Below are 18,413 nucleotides of genomic sequence, written 5' to 3' on the forward strand. Positions count from 1 at the left end.
TTATGAGGCTTTGCCGTTGTTCTCTGTAGCGCCGGGCTTTGCCCGGCGATATTTCGTTCAGATCAGGGCCAGCCCTTCAGCCGGGCAGCGCCCGGCTCTACGAGGGTCTGGGATTACGCAGCGGCCGCCTGTTCGCGGCGCGGCCCTTCACGCAGCGCACGGCCCACCATGCCTACCAGCAGGTCCAGCTCGCTGCTGTCCATGCCGAAGTGCGGGGTGAAGCGCAGCGAGTTCTCGCCACCATGGATCACGTTGATGCCGTGCTGGCGCAGCCATTCCTCGGTGGAATTGGCGCCATAGCACTTGAACTGCGGGGCCAGTTCGCAGGAGAACAGCAGGCCGGTGCCCTGCACCTTGGTGATCAGGCCGCCCAGTTCGTTCTTCAGCTGCTCCAGCTTGCGCACGGCCTCGGCACCGCGCTCGGCGATGTTGGCGCGGACCTGCGGGGTCAACTGGGCCAGGGTGGCGCAGGCCACGTCCAGCGCACGCGGATTGCTGGTCATGGTGTTGCCGTAGATGCCCTTGCGGTACAGCTGCGCGGCGTGCTCGGTCACGGCCAGCACCGAAAGCGGATACTGCGCGGCGTTCAGTGCCTTGGAGTAGGTTTCCATGTCCGGCGCGTCCAGGCCTTCGAAGCCCGGATAGTCGACCACCGACAGCACGCCATGGGCGCGCAGGCCGGCCTGGATCGAGTCCAGCAGCAGCAGGCTGCCGTGGGCGCGGGTCAGTTCGCGGGCCAGTGCATAGAACGCCGGCGGCACGGAGCGGCCCGGGTCACCTTCGCCCATCACCGGCTCCAGGAACACCGCTTCGATGAACCAGTTGTTGTGCGCGGCATCCTCGAACACCTTGCGCAGGCCGGCCTCGTCGTACGGGGCGACGGTGATCACCGACTCCTCGCCACGGTAGCTGGCCAGATGCTGCATGTAGGTCTTGCGGCTGGAATCGGAATACAGCGCCGGTCGGTCGGTGCGGCCGTGGAAGCTGCCCTTGATGACTACGCGCTTGATTGCCGCACCGGCATGGCGGGCACCCGGGTCGGTCTGCAGCTTGGCGTTGACGTCGGCGATGCGCGCGGCCAGGCCAACCGCTTCAGAGCCGGAATTCAGGCACATGAAGCGCGTGAACGGGCAGCCGCCACGACGGTGGCCGATCTCGGCCCGCAGCGCGGTGATGAAGCGCTGCTGGGACAGGCTGGGGGTCATGATGTTGGCCATCACCTGCGGCCGTGACATCGCCTGCATGACGGCGTCCGGGGTGTGGCCGAAGCCCAGCATGCCGTAGCCGCCGGCGTCGTACAGCACCGCGCCTTTCAGGGTGACCACCCACGGACCGCGCGCGGCCAGCGCCACGTACGGGGTCACCGCATCATCGGCGTAGAAATTGACGAAGCCGTCCTGCATGGCATCGATCTGCGCCTGCTCATCCTGCGCCAGCAGCGGCCCCAGCTCAGCCTGCACGCGCGCGAATTCGGCAGCAGCGGCATCGACCGCGGCGACCAGCTGCGGGTGGTTGGCGGCGAGGGCGGTCAGGGTTGCGTCATCCAGGCCGTTGGTGAGGCGGGTGCCGGGCTGGGTGCGGAGGGGGGCGAGGCGTTCGATGAAGCTCATTGCAGATCTCCTGAAACGTTGGGTCGCACGGGCCTTCAAAAGCAAAACGCGCGTCTTCACGCGCGCTTGGGGCGGGCTCGTGCAGCGGACTTCCTCGTCGATGCTAGCACTTGTTTTTTTGCGCGATAACCCCGCAAAAGACTGCTGCATAGCAGCATTTTGCGCGACGTTCGGCCTCGCTCGTGCCGGCTCGCAGACGCTGGACGTACAATGCGCGCCATTGTCGACCTGTTGCCGTCCACTGCCTTGAAGAAGTCCGATTTCCATTACGAACTGCCGGCCGAACTGATCGCCCAGGCCCCCTTGGCCGAACGCTCGGCGAGCCGCCTTCTGCTGGTGCCACCGGCGCCGACCGCCTTCACCGACCTGCAGGTGCGCGACCTGCCATCGCTGCTGCAACCGGGCGACCTGCTGGTGTTCAACGACACCCGGGTGATTCCGGCGCGCCTGTTCGGGCAGAAGGCCAGCGGTGGCCGCGTGGAGATCCTGATCGAGCGGCTGCTCGGCGGCCAGCAGGCCCGGGCCCAGGTCGGTGCCAGCAAGTCGCCGAAGGCCGGCAGCCGCATTGCCCTGGATGCCGGTGGCGAAGCCGAAGTGCTGGGCCGCGATGGCGAGTTCTACGTGCTGCAGTTCCATGTGCCGGAATCGCTGGAGCAGTGGCTGCTGCACGCTGGCCGGCTGCCGTTGCCGCCCTACATCCAGCGCGAGCCCGGCGTGGACGACCGCGAGCGCTACCAGACCGTGTTCGCGCGCGAAGTGGGCGCCGTGGCGGCACCGACCGCAGGCCTGCACTTCGATGAGGCGCTGCTGGCAGCACTGAAGGACAAGGGCGTGGATTTCGGCCACGTCACCCTGCACGTGGGCGCAGGCACGTTCCAGCCGGTGCGCGCCGACGACCTGAAGGACCACGTCATGCACCGCGAGTGGCTGAACGTCGGTGCCGAGCTGGTCCAGCAGGTGCGACGCACGCGTGCGGCCGGTGGCCGGGTGATCGGCGTCGGCACGACCGTGGTGCGCGCGCTGGAAAGTGCGATGCGTGAGGGGGAATTGCTGCCGTTCGCGGGCGAAACGCAGATCTTCATCACCCCCGGCTACCGGATCCGCAGCGTCGACGCGATGGTGACCAATTTCCATCTGCCCGAAAGCACGCTGCTGATGATGATCTCGGCGTTTGCCGGCAAGGAGCGCGTGTTCGAGGCTTATCAGCACGCGATCGAGCAGCGCTACCGCTTCTTCAGCTACGGCGACGCGATGCTGCTGTTCCCGCAGGCGGGTTGACGCGCTGATCTCTGCTTGCTTGTGGTGGGTGCGCACCGTTGGTGCGCACTTGCAGATGTCTGGAGGCCAGGAAAGCCACGCATGGCGTGGCTCTACTGCCGCTGGAATCAGTAGATCAAGGTCCTTGCACCAGCTTCTACCGCCTTCCGCCATCCATCCAGATCGGCGTGGAAGGAAAGGGCGAGGAAGCACTGGCCGCTGGGCAGGGTTATCCAGCAACTGTCCGATACGATGCCACCGCTGCTCACGGTGAGCTCGCCAGCAGAGTCCAGCAGCGCATCGAATTGTCTTGCCGCGCGGGCCGTTCTGTCAGCCTCGAAGTAGATAACTTCCACTCCGGCTACGGGATTGATGCCCGGGGCGATTCGATCGGCTCGTTGCTCGATTCTTCCCCCCAGAATTCTTTCCAGGTTTTTTCGGTCGTTGTTTATTTGCTCGCCTTTGCTCATTCGTATGTGCGTGGATGCTGCCGAGCAAGCCTTGCTTCGTGGATCGGAATCTCTGAAGCATCGACTTCAAATCGACGCATCCACTGATCGGCGAGCCGGCCGATCAGCCTCGGCTCTGCGGACTTTGGGTTGAAATGGAGATTTCCGACCGACGCAGGTCGGAGGCCCCGGAGTTGATGGTCGAGCAGTACATATTCAGGGGGTCGAGGATCTTCTGCATCAGCGTAGGCGAGGGGTCTTGCTCCAGCCTGGATCAAGACACCACTGCCATACCCTTGGAGCCTGAAATATGGCTCGGAAAGAGCGCTGCGGAGCTGATCAAACCCTCCAGCCGCCGCTAGCCGGGCGTCATCCAGTAGGGTCAACCAGCTCACCGTCTTGAACTTGAGATGCTTGAGTTCCGCCCGGTTCGCCAGGAGGGCAGCGATCCCCGCGTCCAGGCCTGGAAGGCGCTGGGCCAGCACTGCTTCAATGGGCTCATTGCGCTCTCGGCGCACTGGGCTCAGATTCAAGGCGTAGCCCGCATGCCCATGTGCGGCCCTCAACCAATGTGCACATTTGATCGCAAATTCAATGAACTGGCATTTCTCTCCTGAGAAATGGCCGGTCGGGACAGACAACTCGAGGACACTCATGTCGTCGCCCATCCGGGATTGCCAGCCGCGCTTACCGTAAACAAGGAACTGCCAAGCTCCAGCGTCCTCGGCGTTGGCGCCGCTGGTATAGCAGAAGCTCAGGTGGTCATCTTCCGACATGGTTCCGATCATGTCGCGCAAGGGCTGGCTGTTCTTGACGCGCTGCTTCGGCATGCCGCGCGGTGGTTTCTCGCGCCACAGCCATGACAGTGCATCCCCAGCGAGCTCGCGGAACGCGTCGAAGCAGAGGCACAGGCGCTCTCTGGTTGCGGCAGTGTGTGCGTCCTTGAAGTACAGCGTCAGGCGCAGGCACATCACGGCGCCCACATAGTTCCGGGGGCCGCGCGGAAGAAGCAGGTCGCCAGGAAATTCGAAAGCCGCCAGCGCCTCCGGAGACCACGGCAGTTCGACTGGAATCTGGTGCGAGGAGGGCATGAATGAAGTCTCAGCTTTCTGGCGAGCTACCCTAGGAAATCGGCTTCCAACCGCCAAGGCCAAATGCGTCAGCAAGGCGGGCGGGTTAATGCAGTTCAGACATGAATGGCCGGTGGGCCCGGTTTTGGGAGACAATAGACAACTATTTGCCCGAACGACCGCTCCATGTCCCGATTGCAGTTCCAGCTCCAGACCCGTGATGGCCGCGCCCGCCGTGGCCGCCTGACCTTCCCGCGTGGCACGGTGGAAACGCCGGCCTTCATGCCGGTGGGGACCTATGGCTCGGTCAAGGGGATCCTGCCGGACCAGGTGCGTGCGCTGGGCGCCGAGATCATCCTCGGCAACACCTTCCACCTGTACCTGCGGCCGGGCCTGGACATCATCGCCGACCACGGCGGCCTGCACGGCTTCTGCCGCTGGGATGGCCCGATCCTGACCGACTCCGGCGGCTTCCAGGTGTTCTCGCTGGCCCACCGCCGCAAGATCACCGAGCAGGGCGTGACCTTCGCCTCGCCGACCGACGGTGCCCGGGTGTTCCTGGGCCCGGAGGAGAGCATGAAGATCCAGAAGGTGCTCGATTCGGACGTGGTGATGATCTTCGACGAGTGCACGCCGTACCCGGCCACCGAGGACGTCGCCCGCCGGTCGATGGAACTGAGCCTGCGCTGGGCCCAGCGCAGCCGCAACGCGCATGACGAACTGGGCAACGATGCGGCCCTGTTCGGCATTGTCCAGGGCGGGGTGCACACCGACCTGCGCAGCCGTTCGGCCGAGGCCCTGCAGGGGATCGGCTTCGACGGCTATGCCATTGGCGGCCTGGCCGTGGGCGAACCGGAAGACGAGCGCAACGCCATGCTCGACCATCTGGACCCGGAGCTGCCGGCCGACCGTCCGCGCTACCTGATGGGCGTTGGCCGCCCTGAAGACCTGGTCGAGGGTGTCGCCCGTGGCGTGGACATGTTCGATTGCGTGATGCCGACCCGCAATGCGCGCAACGGCCACTATTTCACCTCGTTCGGCACCGTCCGCATCCGCAATTCGCAGTACGCGCGGGACATGGACCCGATCGAGCCGGGCTGTGGCTGCGTGGCCTGTGCCGGCGGCTATACGCGCTCGTACCTGCGCCATCTGGACCGCTGCAACGAGATGCTGGCGCCGATGCTGGGCACCCAGCACAACCTCTTCTATTACGAAAAACTGATGGCCGACATCCGCGCGGCCATCGAGGCGGGAACCTTCCTGGCCTTCCGCGAGTCCTTCTACGCAGCACGCGGGGCGGTAGCGCCGCCCCTGTAAACCCGCAGCACCCCCTGCCAAACGGCCCAAGGACGAACGCCCGGGGCCGTGGCATACTTCAAGGCTGACCCAGATCCGCGGTCGACACCTCGTGCCCGTGAAACGGCCGAAGCGCCGCCCAACCAAAGGACCAACGATGAACCTGCTTGCCTTCCTGATTCCCGCCGCCCACGCCCAGGCCGCTGGCGGCCAACCGCAGGGCATGGGCCTGACCACGCTGCTGTTCCCGATCATCCTGATCGCCATCATGTACTTCCTGATGATCCGCCCGCAGATGAAGCGGCAGAAGGAGCACAAGGCCATGCTGGAGAAGATCAAGCGCGGCGACGAAGTGCTGACCAACGGCGGCATCGCCGGCAAGGTCACCGATATCGGCGACAACTTCGTCACCGTCGAAGTGGCCGAGAACGTGCGCATCCGCGTGCAGAAGGGCGCTGTCGGCAGCGTGCTGCCGACCGGCACCCTGGATTCGGCCAAGTAAGCCACTCCCTTTCTGAAGCACAACCGCGGCGCCGGGGATGGCGCCGCGCGGGACCCAAGCAATGCTCGAATTTCCACGCTGGAAGTACGTCGTCATCGTGATCGTACTGGCGCTCAGCACGCTGTACGCTCTGCCCAACATGTACCAGAAGGACCCGGCCATCCAGATCACCGCCAACCGTGGCGGGCAGATCGACGATGCGCTGCGCGACCGTGTGCTGGCCGACCTGAAGAAGGCCGGTGTCACCACGATCGGTGCAGAGAAGGAAGGGGACAGCCTGATCGTCCGCCTGTCGGACCTGAAGTCGCAGTCTGCCGCCAGCGATACGCTGCGTGACAGCGTGGGCGAGAACTACACGGTTGCCCTGAACCTGGCCTCGACCGTGCCGGACTGGCTGGCCAAGCTCGGCGGCCGCCCGATGGTGCTGGGCCTGGACCTGCAGGGCGGCGTGCACTTCGTGCTGCAGGTCGACCAGAAAGCCGCGCTGGACAAGCGCCTGGACGCCTACACCGAGGACGTGCGCAGCACCCTGCGTGATGCGCGCATCGCCTACCAGTCGGTCGAGCGTCGTGCCGACAACACCATCGTCGCCAACCTGAGCCCGTCGGCCGGCGAAGACGCCGGTACCCGTGCCCGCGCCGCGCTGGCCAAGGCGCAGCCGACCCTCGGCTATGACGTCAGTGGCAACCGCATCACGGTCTCCATTCCGGAAGCGGAAATCACGCAGATCGCCAACGGCGCCATCGAGCAGAACATCAACACCCTGCGCAACCGCGTGAACCAGCTCGGCGTGTCCGAGCCGATCATCCAGCGCCAGGGTGCTGATCGCGTGGTGGTGCAGCTGCCGGGCGTGCAGGACACGGCCGAAGCCAAGCGCATGATCGGTGCCACCGCCACCCTGGAATACCGGGCTGTGGTGGAAGGCAACGCGCAGGACGCCATCGCGTCGGGTCGTATTCCGCCGGAAGCGAAGGTCTACCAGCGCCGTGACAACGGCGGCCCGGTGCTGCTGAACAAGCGCGTGATCGTCACCGGTGACCAGATGGTCGCCGCGCAGGCGGTGACCGACTCCACCAGCGGCACCCCGGCAGTCAGCGTGACGCTGAACAACGTCGGTGGCCAGCGCATGTTCGACTTCACCAGCGCGAACGTGAACAAGCCGATGGCGGTGGTCTACACCGAGCGCGTGCCGACCGTGACCGTCGTCGACGGTGAGGAAGTGCGTGGCTTCAAGGTCAACGAGGAAGTGATCTCGGTGGCCAACATCAACGGCGTGTTCGGCAAGAACTTCCAGACCACCGGTCTGCAGAAGAAGGAAGCCGAGGACCTGGCCAAGCTGCTGAAGTCGGGCTCGCTGGCTGCGCCGATGGACTTCGTCGAAGAGCGCGTGGTCGGACCGAGCCTGGGCGCGGAGAACGTCAAGAACGGCATCACCGCGGTGGTCTATGCGTTCATGTTCACCCTGGTGTTCTTCACCATCTATTACCGCATGTTCGGCCTCATTACTTCGATCGCGATGCTGTTCAACCTGCTGATCGTGGTGGCAGTGATGTCGCTGTTCGGCGCGACCATGACCCTGCCGGGCTTCGCCGGTCTGGCGTTGTCGGTCGGTCTGTCGGTCGACGCCAACGTGCTGATCAACGAGCGTATCCGTGAAGAGCTGCGTGCCGGCGTGCCGGGCAAGACCGCGATCGTGACCGGTTACGAGCGCGCGTCGGGCACCATCCTCGACGCCAACCTGACCGGCCTGATCGTCGGTGTGGCGCTGTTCGCATTCGGTACCGGTCCGCTGAAGGGCTTCGCGCTGACCATGATCATCGGTATTTTCGCTTCCATGTTCACCGCGATCACCGTATCGCGTGCACTGGCGACGCTGATCTACGGCCGTCGCAAGAAGCTCCAGAACGTGGCCATCTGACGGGACGACACGCACATGAAACTGTTTCCGCTGCACATCCTCCCGAACGATACCAAGATCGACTTCATGCGCTGGCGCCATGTCGCGATGGTCGTCACGATCATCGTGTTCCTGGCCTCGATCGGCATCATCGGCTTCAAGGGCTTCAACTACGCTCTGGACTTCACCGGTGGCACCCTGATCGAAGCCCGCTTCGAACACGCGGTGGATGTCGAGGACGTCCGCAGCAAACTTGAGCAGAACGGCTTCGATGGCGCCCAGGTACAGAGCGTCGGTGGCAACACCGACCTGCTGATCCGCCTGGCCCCGCACGGTGAGCACGCTCCGGGTACCGGCGGCGCTTCGGCCGAGGACAAGGCGACTGCCGCGGCCGTGGTCAAGGCGGTCTCTTCGGCTGACAACCAGGCCACCGTGCTGCGTAACGAGTTCGTTGGCCCGCAGATCGGCAAGGACCTGGCGATGAATGGCCTGTACGCCACCATCTTCATGCTGGCCGGCTTCCTGATCTACATCGCGGTGCGTTTCGAATGGAAGTTCGCGGTCACCGCGAGCATCGTGGCGATGTTCGACCTGATCGTGACGGTGGCCTACGTGTCGCTGCTCGGCCGTGAGTTCGACCTGACCGTGCTGGCCGGCCTGCTGTCGGTGATGGGCTTTGCGATCAACGACATCATCGTGGTGTTCGACCGCGTCCGCGAAAACTTCCGCAGCCTGCGCGTGGAGCCGATGGAAGTGCTGAACCGTTCGATCAACCAGACGCTGTCGCGTACGGTGATCACCGCGGTGATGTTCTTCCTGTCCGCACTGGCCCTGTACCTGTACGGTGGCAGCTCGATGGAAGGCCTGGCCGAGACGCACATGATCGGTGCGGTGATCGTGGTGCTGTCCTCGATCCTGGTGGCGGTGCCGATGCTGACCGTAGGTGCCCTGCGCGTGACCAAGCAGGACCTGCTGCCCAAGGCCAAGGACGTCGAGGCCCTGGCGCGCCGTCCGTAAGCCTCTGCTGCACGCAGTACACAGAGAACCCCGCGCAAGCGGGGTTTTTTGTTGGCAGGGCTGCGCCCTGCACCCGCCGAGGCAAGAGCAACGTCAACGTCCAAAGCGGGTATCCGTGGTTTGGCGGGGCGGTGTCGGAGTGCGGGGACGCCGCAAGTACGTCCCTGTAGGCTTGGCAGCCGCATCCATGCGGCTGACACCCCGCACTCCGACACCGCCCCACCTCCGACAGATTCCTGCGGCTGTTGGTAGGCGTCGACCTTGGTCGACACATCTGTCGGATATCGAATGAACTCATCCGTGTCGACCAAGGTCGACACCTACCAGGGCCGGACGCTGTTCCAACAGATCGCGGGAAACTGTCGAAGGCGCGGTGGGTCCGGTTGAGGGGGCGTGAGCCGCATGGATGCGGCGACCGAGCTTACATGGACGTACTTGCAGCGTCCCCCTCAACCGGACCCACCCCGCCAACCCACAGGAACCCGGCTTCTGCCGTCGACGTTGCCTCTGCGGGTGCAGGGTGCAACCCTGCAGAACAAACTCCACCCTACGCCGCCGTCGGTTGTGCAATCTTCCCCCGCGCACTACGATCCTGCGGTTCGCGCGCACGCGCGCGCCACGTATTCCTGCTGAGCGCCCCGCGCGCCGCACCTGCCAACCCGAGGTCTTCATGGTCATCAAACCGCGCGTCCGCGGCTTCATCTGCGTCACCACCCACCCGACCGGCTGCGACGCCGCCGTCAAGCAGCAGATCGACTACATCCGTGCGCGCCCGCCGATCCAGAACGGCCCCAAGCGCGTGCTGGTGATCGGCGCCTCGACCGGCTACGGCCTGGCCGCGCGCATCACTGCCGCCTTCGGCAGTGGCGCGGCAACCCTGGGCATCTTCTTCGAGCGCCCGGGCAGTGAAACCAAGCCGGGCACGGCGGGCTGGTACAACTCGGCGGCGTTCCACAAGTACGCCGACGAAGCGGGTCTGTATGCCAAGAGCATCAACGGCGATGCGTTCTCCGATGAGGTGAAGGCCAAGACCATCGAGATGATCAAGGCCGATCTCGGCCAGGTCGACCAGGTGGTCTACAGCCTGGCCGCACCGCGCCGCAAGCATCCCAAGACGGGAGAGATCATCAGCTCCACGCTGAAGCCGATCGGCGAGCCGATCACCCTGCGTGGCCTGGATACCGACAAGGAAGTGCTGACCGAAACCCATCTGCAGCCGGCCACCCCGGAAGAAATCGCCGGCACCGTCGCGGTGATGGGCGGCGAGGACTGGCAGATGTGGATCGACGCGCTGGCCGATGCCGGCGTGCTGGCCAACGGCTGCACCACCACGGCCTTCACCTATGTGGGCGAAGAGATCACCCAGGCGATCTACTGGAACGGCTCCATCGGTGCTGCCAAGAAGGATCTGGACGACAAGGTTCTGGGGCTGCGTGAGAAGCTGGCCAGGATCGGCGGGGATGCGCGCGTGTCGGTGTTGAAGGCGGTCGTGACCCAGGCCAGCTCGGCCATTCCGACCATGCCGCTGTACCTGTCGCTGCTGTTCAAGGTGATGAAGGAAAAGGGCACCCACGAAGGCTGCATCGAGCAGCTCGACGTGCTGTACGACATCCTGTACGGCGCCAAGGCCGATGGCGTGGCGGTCGATCGCCTGCGCCACGACCTGGTCGATGGCGATGGCCATACCGTTGCGCTGATCGATGAGGAAGGCCGCCTGCGCGCCGACTACAAGGAAATGGCCGCTGACGTGCAGGGCAAGGTGCTGGCGCTGTGGCCGCAGGTGACCAACGAGAACCTGTACGAGATCAGCGACCTGGCCGGCTACAAGGCCGATTTCCTGCGCCTGTTCGGTTTCGGCGTCGAAGGTGTCGACTACGAAGCCGACGTCAACCCGGACGTGAAGATCGACAACCTGGTCGATCTGACCTGATCAGCGGAAAAGGCCGGCGCAAGCCGGCCTTCTTCATGGGTAGCGCCGGGCCATGCCCGGCGAGCGCAGCGGTCTGCAGGCCACCCGCCGGGCATGGCCCGGCGCTACCGGTGAGGTGTCAGCCGAACTCGAAGTTCATCGCCGGCGCTGCCGGGCCGACGAAATCGCCCTGCACGTAGTCCACGCCGGCACTGAACAGCAGTGTCATCGAGTTGGCGTCGCTGACGAACTCGGCGATGGTGCGGATGCCCGCTTCCTGCGCGCGTGCGGTTATCTGGCTGACCCGGTCGATGTTCTCGCGGGTGGCGGCCAGGTCGCTGGTGAAGCCGCGATCAAGCTTGAGGAACTGCGGCTGGAAGTGGGCCAGCAGCTGGAACGAGTCCAGGCCCGAGCCGAACTGCTCCAGGCCGATCCGGCAACCGAGCGGTGCCACTTCCGCCAGGAACTGCTGGGCACTGCGCAGGTGGGTGAACACCTTCGATTCCGGTGCATGCAGCCACAGGCGTTCGCCCGGCACGCCGTGCGCCTGCAGCTGCTGGCGCAGCGTGGCGATCATCTTCGGATCATCGAACGATTCCGGCGTGACCTTCACCAGCACCTGGGTGGGATGACCCTCGCGGGCACGCGCGCCCAGCACCGCGATTGCCTGCGAGACGACCCAGCGGTTGATGTCCGCCAGCAGGCCATGTTCTTCGGCAATGCCGAGGAAGGCGGTCGGGCTCAGCAGTTCTCCGTTGTGTTCCAGCCGCAGGTAGGCTTCATACAGCTCCAGCGACTCGCCCTGAAGGTTCAGCACCGGCTGGTAATGCAACTGGAAGCCATCGCCTGCCAGGGCTTCGCGGATACGTGCGACCCAGCGCTGCACGCGCTCTTCCTCCACGCGATCAACAGCGGCCGGGTCGAAGATGCGGCAGGTATTGCCGAGGGCGGCTGCGGCCTGCGTGCATTCGCTGGCGCGCGCCAGCACCTGGCCGATGCTGGCGATCTTCTCGCCCACCTGCACCCCGCCAATGCTGACGGTCACCGTGGCCGAGCGCGCGCCGATGCTGAAGACGTGTGCGGCGTAGGCTTCGCGGATGCGCTCGGCCAGTGCCACGGTCTGCGCATAGGGGCCGGACTGCAGTACGGCGAAACTGTGTTCGCCGAAACGGGCCAGCTGCGCATCGTCGCCAACAACGTCGGCCAGCAGGGCGGCGAGGGCGCCGATCAGGGCGTCGGCCGAGGCCAGTCCGATATCCGGGAGCAGGCGCGCGTAATGGTCCGGCTCGACCATCAGCAGGCCGAACTGGCCTTCGCTGCGCCCGGCCTGGGCAACCGCGTCCTCGACCTGCAGCATGAAGGTGGGGCGGTTGAGCAGGCCGGTGACCTGGTCGCGCTGGCGCAGGTCCTCGACCTCGCGCGCCAGCTCCGGGTCGAATTCCATGCGCCGGCGGAACACCACCTGCAGGCAGGATTCGCCCTCGTAGGTGGCTGCGGTGAATTCCATCGTCGCCGGGAAGGCGCTGCCGTCCTGGTGGCGGGCATCCAGCTGGTACTGCGGCGGCGGTGCTTCGCCGCGGCTGAGTGACTTCAGCAGCTGCTTGAAATCATCCACGTGCTGGGCGGCAACCATGTCCAGCAGCGAGATGCCTTCGACCTCCTCGAAATCCTCGTAACCGAACATTTCCAGGTAGGCATCGTTGGCGCGGATATGCATGCCTTCGTGGACATAGGCAATCGGCTCGCGCGAAGAGGCGATCAGCGCGTCGCAGCGACGCTCGGTCTCGCGCATCTGCGCTTCGATCCGGCGCAGGCCGCGGCGCGCCTGCAGGTCGACCCACTGGTCGCGGACCACCGCCAGCAGGTGTTCGGCGCGCTGGCGCAGGGCGAGGGCGCGCACTCCGTTGCTGCTGGCCTGTACCAGTTCGTCCTCGTCGATGCGTTCGGCCAGCAGCACCAGCGGGATGTCCTTGCCGCTGGCGGCGATGTGCTGGGCCACCAGTGGCAGCGGAATGCTCTGCGAGGGCGCAGCCAGCACCAGGTCGATCGCCTGGCTGGCCAGCACCTGCGACAGCTCGGCCGAGTCCTGCGGGCGCCATGGGCGCACGGCGATGCCGCTGTTGCGCAGGGTGCTGACGATGGCTTCGGCGTTCTCGCCGCTGTCATCGACGATCAGCAGGCGGATGGTGATGTCGTTCGCGTTCTGCATGCACTGCTCCCCAATCTGCAAATCTAGATACACGATGCGTGGCGGCGCGTCCATGCGCGCAACGGTTGCGTGCATGGAACGGCGATGCGGTTCACACCACGCCGCCGGCCGCGTGCCCGCTGGCCCAGGCCCACTGGAAGTTGTAGCCGCCCAGCCAGCCGGTCACGTCCAGCACCTCGCCGACGAAATGCAGGCCGGGTACGCGCTTGGATTCCAGCGTCGAGGAAGAGACCTCGTTGGTATCGACGCCGCCCAGGGTGACTTCGGCGGTGCGGTAGCCCTCGGTGCCGCTGGCCACCAGTGGGAACGCTGAAAGCACCTGTGCGGCCTTGCGCAGGTCCGGCTCGTCCAGCTGGCGTACCGGGCGGTCGGGCAGCCAGTGCTCGCACAGGCGCTGCGCCAGCCGCTTGGGCAGCACATCGCCCAGCACCGTGCGCAGTTCCGCGGCGGGGCGTTCGCGTTTCATCTGGCGCAGCCATTCGGCGGCATCCTGGCCGGGCAGCAGATCCAGCGACAGCGCGTCGCCGGGCTGCCAGAACGAGGAAATCTGCAGGATGGCCGGGCCACTGACGCCACGATGGGTCAGCAGCATGAAGTTGCGGAAGCGGGCGCCGTTGCTGCTGGCCTCGACCGGCAGCGCGACGCCGCTGAGCTCGGCCAGGCGCTCCTGGTGGGTGCCGCTGAGGGTCAACGGCACCAGGCCGGCGCGGGTGGGCAGCACCTGGTGGCCGAACTGGCGCGCGATCTCATAGCCGAACCCGGTTGCACCCAGGCTGGGAATGGACAGGCCGCCGGTGGCGACCACCAGCGAGGCGCAATGGAACAGGCCGTGCGTGGTGTGCACGCGGAAGCCGTCAGTGCCGTGCTCGATGCGCTCCACGCTGCACTGCGTGCGGATCTGCACGCCGGCCTGCTGGCATTCGTCCACCAGCATCTTCACGATCTGCTTGGACGAGACATCGCAGAACAGCTGGCCCAGTTCCTTCTCGTGATAGGCGATGCCGTGGCGCTCGACCATCTCGATGAAGTGGTAGGGCGAGTAACGCGCCAGTGCCGACTTGCAGAAATGCGGATTGGCCGACAGGAAGTTGGCCGGGGTGGTGCCGGTGTTGGTGAAGTTGCAGCGGCCACCGCCGGACATCAGGATCTTCTTGCCGATCTTGTTGGCGTGGTCGATCACCTGCACATGCCGGCCTCGCTGGCCCGCCGTGATCGCGGTCATCAGCCCGGCAGCGCCGGCACCGATCACCAGTACGTCGCAGCGGATCGTGCTCATGCCTTGGCGCGCTTTCGCCAGTTGGGGATCACGTCCAGCTGCATCTGATCGTTGAGCAGCTGCACTTCGGCGTCCTGGATCAGCACGCTCCAGCGCATCGCACGCTGGATCTGCTGGCCCCACAGATCGACGAAGCCGCCGTCCAGGTCGACCACCGACAGGTTGTCGAAGCGGGCCAGGCCCTTGCCCTGCTTCTGCCACCAGATGTCCGATGCATTGCCACCGTAGTTGACCACCTGCACCTGCCGGCTGCGGTTGCTGGCCTTGCGGATGCGCGACTCGTCCGGATGGCCGAGGTCGATCCACTGCAGGATGTCGCCGGTGTAGTCGTGTTCCCACAGGTCCGGCTCGTCGTCGGTGCTCAGGCCGCGGCCGAATTCCAGGCGGTCGCCAGCGTTCAGCGCGAAGGCGAGCAGGCGCACCATCAGGCGTTCGTCGGTTTCGGACGGATGCTGGGCCAGGGTCAGGTTGTGGGTCGCGTAGTAGCCGCGATCCATGTCGCTGATCTGCAGTTCGGCCTTGCGGATGGTGGCGGTGAGGGCCATGAAGATCCAGAGGGGTAAAGACCGTCAATGATAGAGGTTTGCCCCGGGGGTGTCCGGTATGGGGGTGTCGGCAGGGCCTGATCGGTGGCACGCTGGCCGCCCTGATGCTTCTGGCGTGTCCTGTCGTATGTCCCTTTCACGTCCGCGCCGTCTGCAGAGCGATGGCGCCCCGATCGCGCCATGACCACGCCCAGCCGACTGCAGCTGCCGCCCGGTGACTGGAATTCCCTGCTGGACGGCCTGTGCGCGCGCTTCCCGCGCATCGACCGGCTGCAATGGGAGAGTCGCTTCGCACGCGGGCGGATACAGGACGCACAGGGCAGGGCGCTGGCACCGGACATGCCGTGGCAGGTGGGGCTGGAGATCCGCTACTTCCGTGAAGTGGCCGATGAGCCGGTGATTCCCTTCGAAGAGAACATCCTTCATCACGACGCGCACCTGCTGGTGGCCGACAAGCCGCACTTCCTGCCGACCGCGCCGGCCGGCGCATTTGTGCGCCAGACCCTGCTGGCACGCCTGGTCGAGCGCACCGGCAACGCCGATCTGGTGCCGTTGCACCGGCTGGACCGGCTGACGGCCGGCCTGGTGCTGTTTTCCACCCAGCCGCAAACGCGCGACGCGTACCAGAGGCTGTTTCGTGAGCGCCGCATCGAGAAGACCTACGAGGCGCTGGCGCCGGCCATGCCGGACCTGCGGTTTCCGCTGGAGCGGCATAGCCGGCTGCAGCCGGGGGAACCGTTCTTCCGTATGGCTGAAGTTCCCGGCGAGCCGAATGCGCTGACCCGTGTCGAGGTCATTGATGCGCAGGGCCCGGTCTGGCGCTACCGGCTTGCGCCCGAGTCCGGGCGCAAGCATCAGCTGCGCGTCCATATGGCCGTGCTCGGGGCGCCGATCCTGGGGGACGAGCTCTATCCGCAGCTGCACGTGCGGCCAGAGGGTGCGGCCGAGCCGCCGTTGCAGCTGCTGGCGCAGGTGTTGGCCTTCGATGATCCGTTGACCGGCCAGCGACGCAGCTTCCGCAGCACGCGCACCTTGTGCGTTCCCGGCTGACGCACAGCCGGATTCACCTGCCCGGTCGTCGCGCCAGCCAGCGGTCCAGCTCGGCAGCGAACAACTGGCGGTCGCGCGCGCCGAGCGGCGGTGGCCCGCCGGTCTGGACGCCGGCGCCACGCAGTTCTTCCATGAAATTGCGCATCGACAGCCGCTCGGCCATGTTGTTGGGGGTGTACAGCTGGCCGCGCGGGTTCAGGGCCACGCCCTTCTTCTCCAGCACCAGGGCCGCCAAGGGGATGTCCTGGGTGACCACCAGGTCGCCGGCAGCCATCCGTTCGACAATGGCGCTGTCAGCCACATCCAGTCCCTGCGGAACCTGGATGGAGCGCAGCCAGCGCGAAGGCGGGGTGCGGATCCACTGGTTGGCGACCAGGGTCAGCTCCACGCCGACCCGTTCAGCTGCGCGGAACAGGATGTCGCGGATGACAACAGGGCAGGCGTCTGCGTCCACCCAGATGCGGGGGAGCAGGGGTTCAGCTCGGGTTTCAGCTTCAGTCATTTACCCAGTGTAGGGTAGGAAAAACCTGAATGGGGACCCGGGTTTAGCCTCGATCTGGTGCAACCCCTTGCCCTGTCTAGGGGCTGGCCGTTTGACGCTGAATATCATGGCTATCGCTTTTTGCTCAAAACACGCGTATCGTCTGGCCCACTGTGTTTGCTAGGGTCACCGTGAATCGTGGCCTGGTGCAGTTGATCTCACGATCCGCTCATCGATCCGCTTTACCAACGCCTGCAACTCAGTCTCGGCCCCGATACCCGGTGGCTGCGATTTTTTTCAACATGTGTTTCAGGAGTTAGTAAATATGTCTGATCGTCAGACCGGCACTGTCAAGTGGTTCAACGACGCCAAGGGCTTCGGCTTCATCACCCCGGAAAGCGGCCCGGACCTGTTCGTGCATTTCCGCGCGATCCAGGGCACCGGCTTCAAGACCCTGCAGGAAGGCCAGAAGGTTACCTTCGTCGCCGTCCAGGGCCAGAAGGGTATGCAGGCTGACCAGGTGCAGGCGGTCTAATCCGTCTGCTACCGTTTGGTAGCCAGAACGCCGGGAGCGAAAGCTCCCGGCGTTTTTCGTTTGCGTCGCACGACGGGTTCAACCCGCAGCCAGCGCCCGCTCCAGCAGCTGGGTTATTTCCTGGTACTCGGCGCGTTCGGCTGCCGGAATGCGCGACAGGATCTCGCGCAGGACATCAACCACCTCCGGACCCACCGGCACTTCCATCCATTGCAGGTGATAGGCCGCCAGTATCCGGCTGTCGTCATCGCTGGAATGGAGCTGACTGAACAGCAGCGGCAAGGCTTCGGGCCTCATGCATTCACCCAGCGCGTCGGTGCAGCGTTGCTGCCAGAACGCGGGCTGCGCTGCGATCATCTTCTGCAGGCGCTGCCAATCGTGCGCTTCGAATCTGCGCAGGACGCCCTTGGCGACGTGTTCGCAGATGTACTGCGTCCAGTTGTGGTCCTCGGATTGCCCGAGGTAACCAAGCAGTGCATCGAACGGCGGGGTGTCCATGCTGGCAGGCCTTCCACGGCCGGGCAGGGTAGCAGACACCTGCGTGCACCAGGCCGCGCTACCATCGGGCACCTTTCTGCGGAAGCCGCCCATGCGCATCGTCCATCATCTGGAAAATTCCCGTTCGCTTCGCGTGCTGTGGATGCTGGAAGAGCTGGGGCTGGACTACGAACTGCGCCGCTACCCGCGCGACCCGAAGACCCTGCTGGCGCCGCCGGAACTGCGCCAGGTGCATCCGCTGGGCAAGGCGCCGGTGCTGCAGGATGGCGACCTCATCCTGGCCGAATCCGGCGCCATCCTCGACTACCTGGTTGACCGCTACGACGTGCATCGCCAGCTGTCGCCGTCGCCGGTACCGGCCGAAGGCAAAGAGCGCATCGATTACCGCTACTGGCTGCACTATGCCGAAGGTTCGGCCATGCCGCCGATGCTGCTGACCCTGGTGATCAGCCGCATCCGCAGCGCGCCGATGCCGTTCTTCGCGCGGCCGATCGCCCGCAGCATCGCCGACAAGGCCGAGCGCGGTTTCATCGGCCCGCAGCGACGCCTGCATCTGGACTGGATGGAACGGCGCCTGGCCGAAAGCCCATGGTTTGCAGGCGAACGCTTCACTGCTGCGGACATCCAGATGAGCTTCCCGATCCAGGCGGCGGCCGCACGCGGCGGCGGGCTGGACGACAAGCCGGCGTTGCGTGGCTTCCTCAAGCGCATCGGTGAGCGTCCGGCCTACCGGCGCGCCGAGGCGCACGGCGGGGCATTGCAGGCCTTGCGCGGCGATTGAGGATGGCCGTCGCCGCCCCCATGCTTTGCCC

At 65.5% G+C, this 18,413-nt stretch carries 17 protein-coding genes; 9 read left to right on the top strand and 8 right to left on the bottom strand.

Features of this window, described 5'->3' with window-relative positions:
- Positions 1-113: 113 nt before the first annotated feature.
- Entirely contained in the window at positions 114-1,610 is a 1,497-nt protein-coding gene (locus LC407_RS04790; protein WP_223482272.1) for an aminotransferase class III-fold pyridoxal phosphate-dependent enzyme, read from the bottom strand.
- Between the two features lie 210 nt (positions 1,611-1,820).
- On the opposite strand from LC407_RS04790, the gene queA reads away from it, so the two are divergent.
- The gene (queA, locus tag LC407_RS04795; RefSeq protein WP_033830878.1) at positions 1,821-2,888 is read left to right on the top strand and encodes a tRNA preQ1(34) S-adenosylmethionine ribosyltransferase-isomerase QueA; all 1,068 of its coding nucleotides are present in this window, start codon (positions 1,821-1,823) and stop codon (positions 2,886-2,888) included.
- A gap of 107 nt (positions 2,889-2,995) precedes the next feature.
- On the opposite strand, the gene LC407_RS04800 is transcribed toward queA, so the two are convergent.
- Both LC407_RS04800 and LC407_RS04805 read right to left on the bottom strand, forming a co-directional pair.
- Positions 2,996-3,337 carry a hypothetical protein gene (locus LC407_RS04800; protein WP_223482273.1) on the bottom strand — a complete coding sequence of 114 codons (342 nt, stop codon included), beginning with the start codon at positions 3,335-3,337 and terminating at the stop codon, positions 2,996-2,998.
- Positions 3,334-4,407, bottom strand: a complete 1,074-nt coding sequence (locus tag LC407_RS04805) for a type VI immunity family protein (protein WP_223482274.1) — start codon at positions 4,405-4,407, stop codon at positions 3,334-3,336. The genes LC407_RS04800 and LC407_RS04805 overlap by 4 nt, the downstream gene beginning before the upstream one ends.
- Positions 4,408-4,572: 165 nt before the next feature.
- On the opposite strand from LC407_RS04805, the gene tgt reads away from it, so the two are divergent.
- The 5 genes from tgt to fabV all read left to right on the top strand — a co-directional run bounded on the left by tgt (position 4,573) and on the right by fabV (position 11,028).
- Positions 4,573-5,703, top strand: coding sequence for a tRNA guanosine(34) transglycosylase Tgt (tgt, locus tag LC407_RS04810; RefSeq protein WP_025875126.1), 1,131 nt, complete (start codon positions 4,573-4,575; stop codon positions 5,701-5,703).
- A gap of 136 nt (positions 5,704-5,839) precedes the next feature.
- Positions 5,840-6,184 (top strand): preprotein translocase subunit YajC, encoded by a 345-nt coding sequence (yajC, locus tag LC407_RS04815; RefSeq protein ID WP_025875124.1) that lies wholly within the window; start codon positions 5,840-5,842, stop codon positions 6,182-6,184.
- A 61-nt stretch (positions 6,185-6,245) separates the two neighbouring features.
- The gene (gene secD, locus LC407_RS04820; RefSeq protein ID WP_059063857.1) at positions 6,246-8,102 is read left to right on the top strand and encodes a protein translocase subunit SecD; all 1,857 of its coding nucleotides are present in this window, start codon (positions 6,246-6,248) and stop codon (positions 8,100-8,102) included.
- A gap of 15 nt (positions 8,103-8,117) precedes the next feature.
- Entirely contained in the window at positions 8,118-9,098 is a 981-nt protein-coding gene (gene secF, locus LC407_RS04825) for a protein translocase subunit SecF (RefSeq protein ID WP_025875120.1), read from the top strand.
- Between the two features lie 670 nt (positions 9,099-9,768).
- The gene (gene fabV, locus LC407_RS04830; protein ID WP_025875119.1) at positions 9,769-11,028 is read left to right on the top strand and encodes an enoyl-ACP reductase FabV; all 1,260 of its coding nucleotides are present in this window, start codon (positions 9,769-9,771) and stop codon (positions 11,026-11,028) included.
- Between the two features lie 118 nt (positions 11,029-11,146).
- Here fabV and LC407_RS04835 read toward each other — a convergent pair whose 3' ends face one another.
- From LC407_RS04835 to LC407_RS04845, 3 genes are all read right to left on the bottom strand, one after another.
- Positions 11,147-13,216: an EAL domain-containing protein gene (locus LC407_RS04835; RefSeq protein WP_032977927.1), complete on the bottom strand. Its 2,070-nt coding sequence runs from the start codon at positions 13,214-13,216 to the stop codon at positions 11,147-11,149.
- 91 nt (positions 13,217-13,307) lie between these two features.
- A complete protein-coding gene (locus LC407_RS04840; protein ID WP_105163884.1) occupies positions 13,308-14,492 on the bottom strand; it encodes an NAD(P)/FAD-dependent oxidoreductase in 1,185 nt (394 codons plus the stop codon).
- On the bottom strand, positions 14,489-15,037 hold the full coding sequence (locus LC407_RS04845) for a YaeQ family protein (protein ID WP_025875114.1): 549 nt from the start codon (positions 15,035-15,037) through the stop codon (positions 14,489-14,491). The genes LC407_RS04840 and LC407_RS04845 overlap by 4 nt, the downstream gene beginning before the upstream one ends.
- Before the next feature lie 180 nt (positions 15,038-15,217).
- Between LC407_RS04845 and LC407_RS04850 the strand changes: the two genes are divergently transcribed.
- Positions 15,218-16,087, top strand: a complete 870-nt coding sequence (locus LC407_RS04850) for a pseudouridine synthase (protein WP_223482275.1) — start codon at positions 15,218-15,220, stop codon at positions 16,085-16,087.
- A 13-nt stretch (positions 16,088-16,100) separates the two neighbouring features.
- On the opposite strand, the gene LC407_RS04855 is transcribed toward LC407_RS04850, so the two are convergent.
- The gene (locus tag LC407_RS04855; RefSeq protein ID WP_025875110.1) at positions 16,101-16,589 is read right to left on the bottom strand and encodes a YaiI/YqxD family protein; all 489 of its coding nucleotides are present in this window, start codon (positions 16,587-16,589) and stop codon (positions 16,101-16,103) included.
- Between the two features lie 304 nt (positions 16,590-16,893).
- Between LC407_RS04855 and LC407_RS04860 the strand changes: the two genes are divergently transcribed.
- Positions 16,894-17,103, top strand: coding sequence for a cold-shock protein (locus LC407_RS04860; protein WP_025875108.1), 210 nt, complete (start codon positions 16,894-16,896; stop codon positions 17,101-17,103).
- Between the two features lie 78 nt (positions 17,104-17,181).
- Here LC407_RS04860 and LC407_RS04865 read toward each other — a convergent pair whose 3' ends face one another.
- On the bottom strand, positions 17,182-17,601 hold the full coding sequence (locus LC407_RS04865; protein WP_025875106.1) for a hypothetical protein: 420 nt from the start codon (positions 17,599-17,601) through the stop codon (positions 17,182-17,184).
- Between the two features lie 91 nt (positions 17,602-17,692).
- Between LC407_RS04865 and LC407_RS04870 the strand changes: the two genes are divergently transcribed.
- On the top strand, positions 17,693-18,382 hold the full coding sequence (locus LC407_RS04870; protein WP_025875105.1) for a glutathione S-transferase: 690 nt from the start codon (positions 17,693-17,695) through the stop codon (positions 18,380-18,382).
- Positions 18,383-18,413 lie beyond the last annotated feature (31 nt).

Origin of the sequence: Stenotrophomonas sp. OVS01A (assembly GCF_019969775.1) — a bacterium.
Lineage (GTDB): Bacteria > Pseudomonadota > Gammaproteobacteria > Xanthomonadales > Xanthomonadaceae > Stenotrophomonas > Stenotrophomonas indicatrix.

Bases quoted from the DNA above. Each gene is read 5' to 3' on its own strand.
- LC407_RS04790 (WP_223482272.1), bottom strand. From the start codon at position 1,610: ATGAGCTTCATCGAACGCCTCGCCCCCCTCCGCACCCAGCCCGGCACC.
- yajC (WP_025875124.1), top strand. From the start codon at position 5,840: ATGAACCTGCTTGCCTTCCTGATTCCCGCCGCCCACGCCCAGGCCGCT.
- LC407_RS04840 (WP_105163884.1), bottom strand. From the start codon at position 14,492: ATGAGCACGATCCGCTGCGACGTACTGGTGATCGGTGCCGGCGCTGCC.
- LC407_RS04870 (WP_025875105.1), top strand. From the start codon at position 17,693: ATGCGCATCGTCCATCATCTGGAAAATTCCCGTTCGCTTCGCGTGCTG.
- secF (WP_025875120.1), top strand. From the start codon at position 8,118: ATGAAACTGTTTCCGCTGCACATCCTCCCGAACGATACCAAGATCGAC.
- LC407_RS04860 (WP_025875108.1), top strand. From the start codon at position 16,894: ATGTCTGATCGTCAGACCGGCACTGTCAAGTGGTTCAACGACGCCAAG.
- LC407_RS04865 (WP_025875106.1), bottom strand. From the start codon at position 17,601: ATGGACACCCCGCCGTTCGATGCACTGCTTGGTTACCTCGGGCAATCC.
- fabV (WP_025875119.1), top strand. From the start codon at position 9,769: ATGGTCATCAAACCGCGCGTCCGCGGCTTCATCTGCGTCACCACCCAC.
- queA (WP_033830878.1), top strand. From the start codon at position 1,821: ATGCGCGCCATTGTCGACCTGTTGCCGTCCACTGCCTTGAAGAAGTCC.
- LC407_RS04850 (WP_223482275.1), top strand. From the start codon at position 15,218: ATGACCACGCCCAGCCGACTGCAGCTGCCGCCCGGTGACTGGAATTCC.
- LC407_RS04855 (WP_025875110.1), bottom strand. From the start codon at position 16,589: ATGACTGAAGCTGAAACCCGAGCTGAACCCCTGCTCCCCCGCATCTGG.
- LC407_RS04845 (WP_025875114.1), bottom strand. From the start codon at position 15,037: ATGGCCCTCACCGCCACCATCCGCAAGGCCGAACTGCAGATCAGCGAC.
- LC407_RS04800 (WP_223482273.1), bottom strand. From the start codon at position 3,337: ATGAGCAAAGGCGAGCAAATAAACAACGACCGAAAAAACCTGGAAAGA.
- secD (WP_059063857.1), top strand. From the start codon at position 6,246: ATGCTCGAATTTCCACGCTGGAAGTACGTCGTCATCGTGATCGTACTG.
- tgt (WP_025875126.1), top strand. From the start codon at position 4,573: ATGTCCCGATTGCAGTTCCAGCTCCAGACCCGTGATGGCCGCGCCCGC.
- LC407_RS04835 (WP_032977927.1), bottom strand. From the start codon at position 13,216: ATGCAGAACGCGAACGACATCACCATCCGCCTGCTGATCGTCGATGAC.
- LC407_RS04805 (WP_223482274.1), bottom strand. From the start codon at position 4,407: ATGCCCTCCTCGCACCAGATTCCAGTCGAACTGCCGTGGTCTCCGGAG.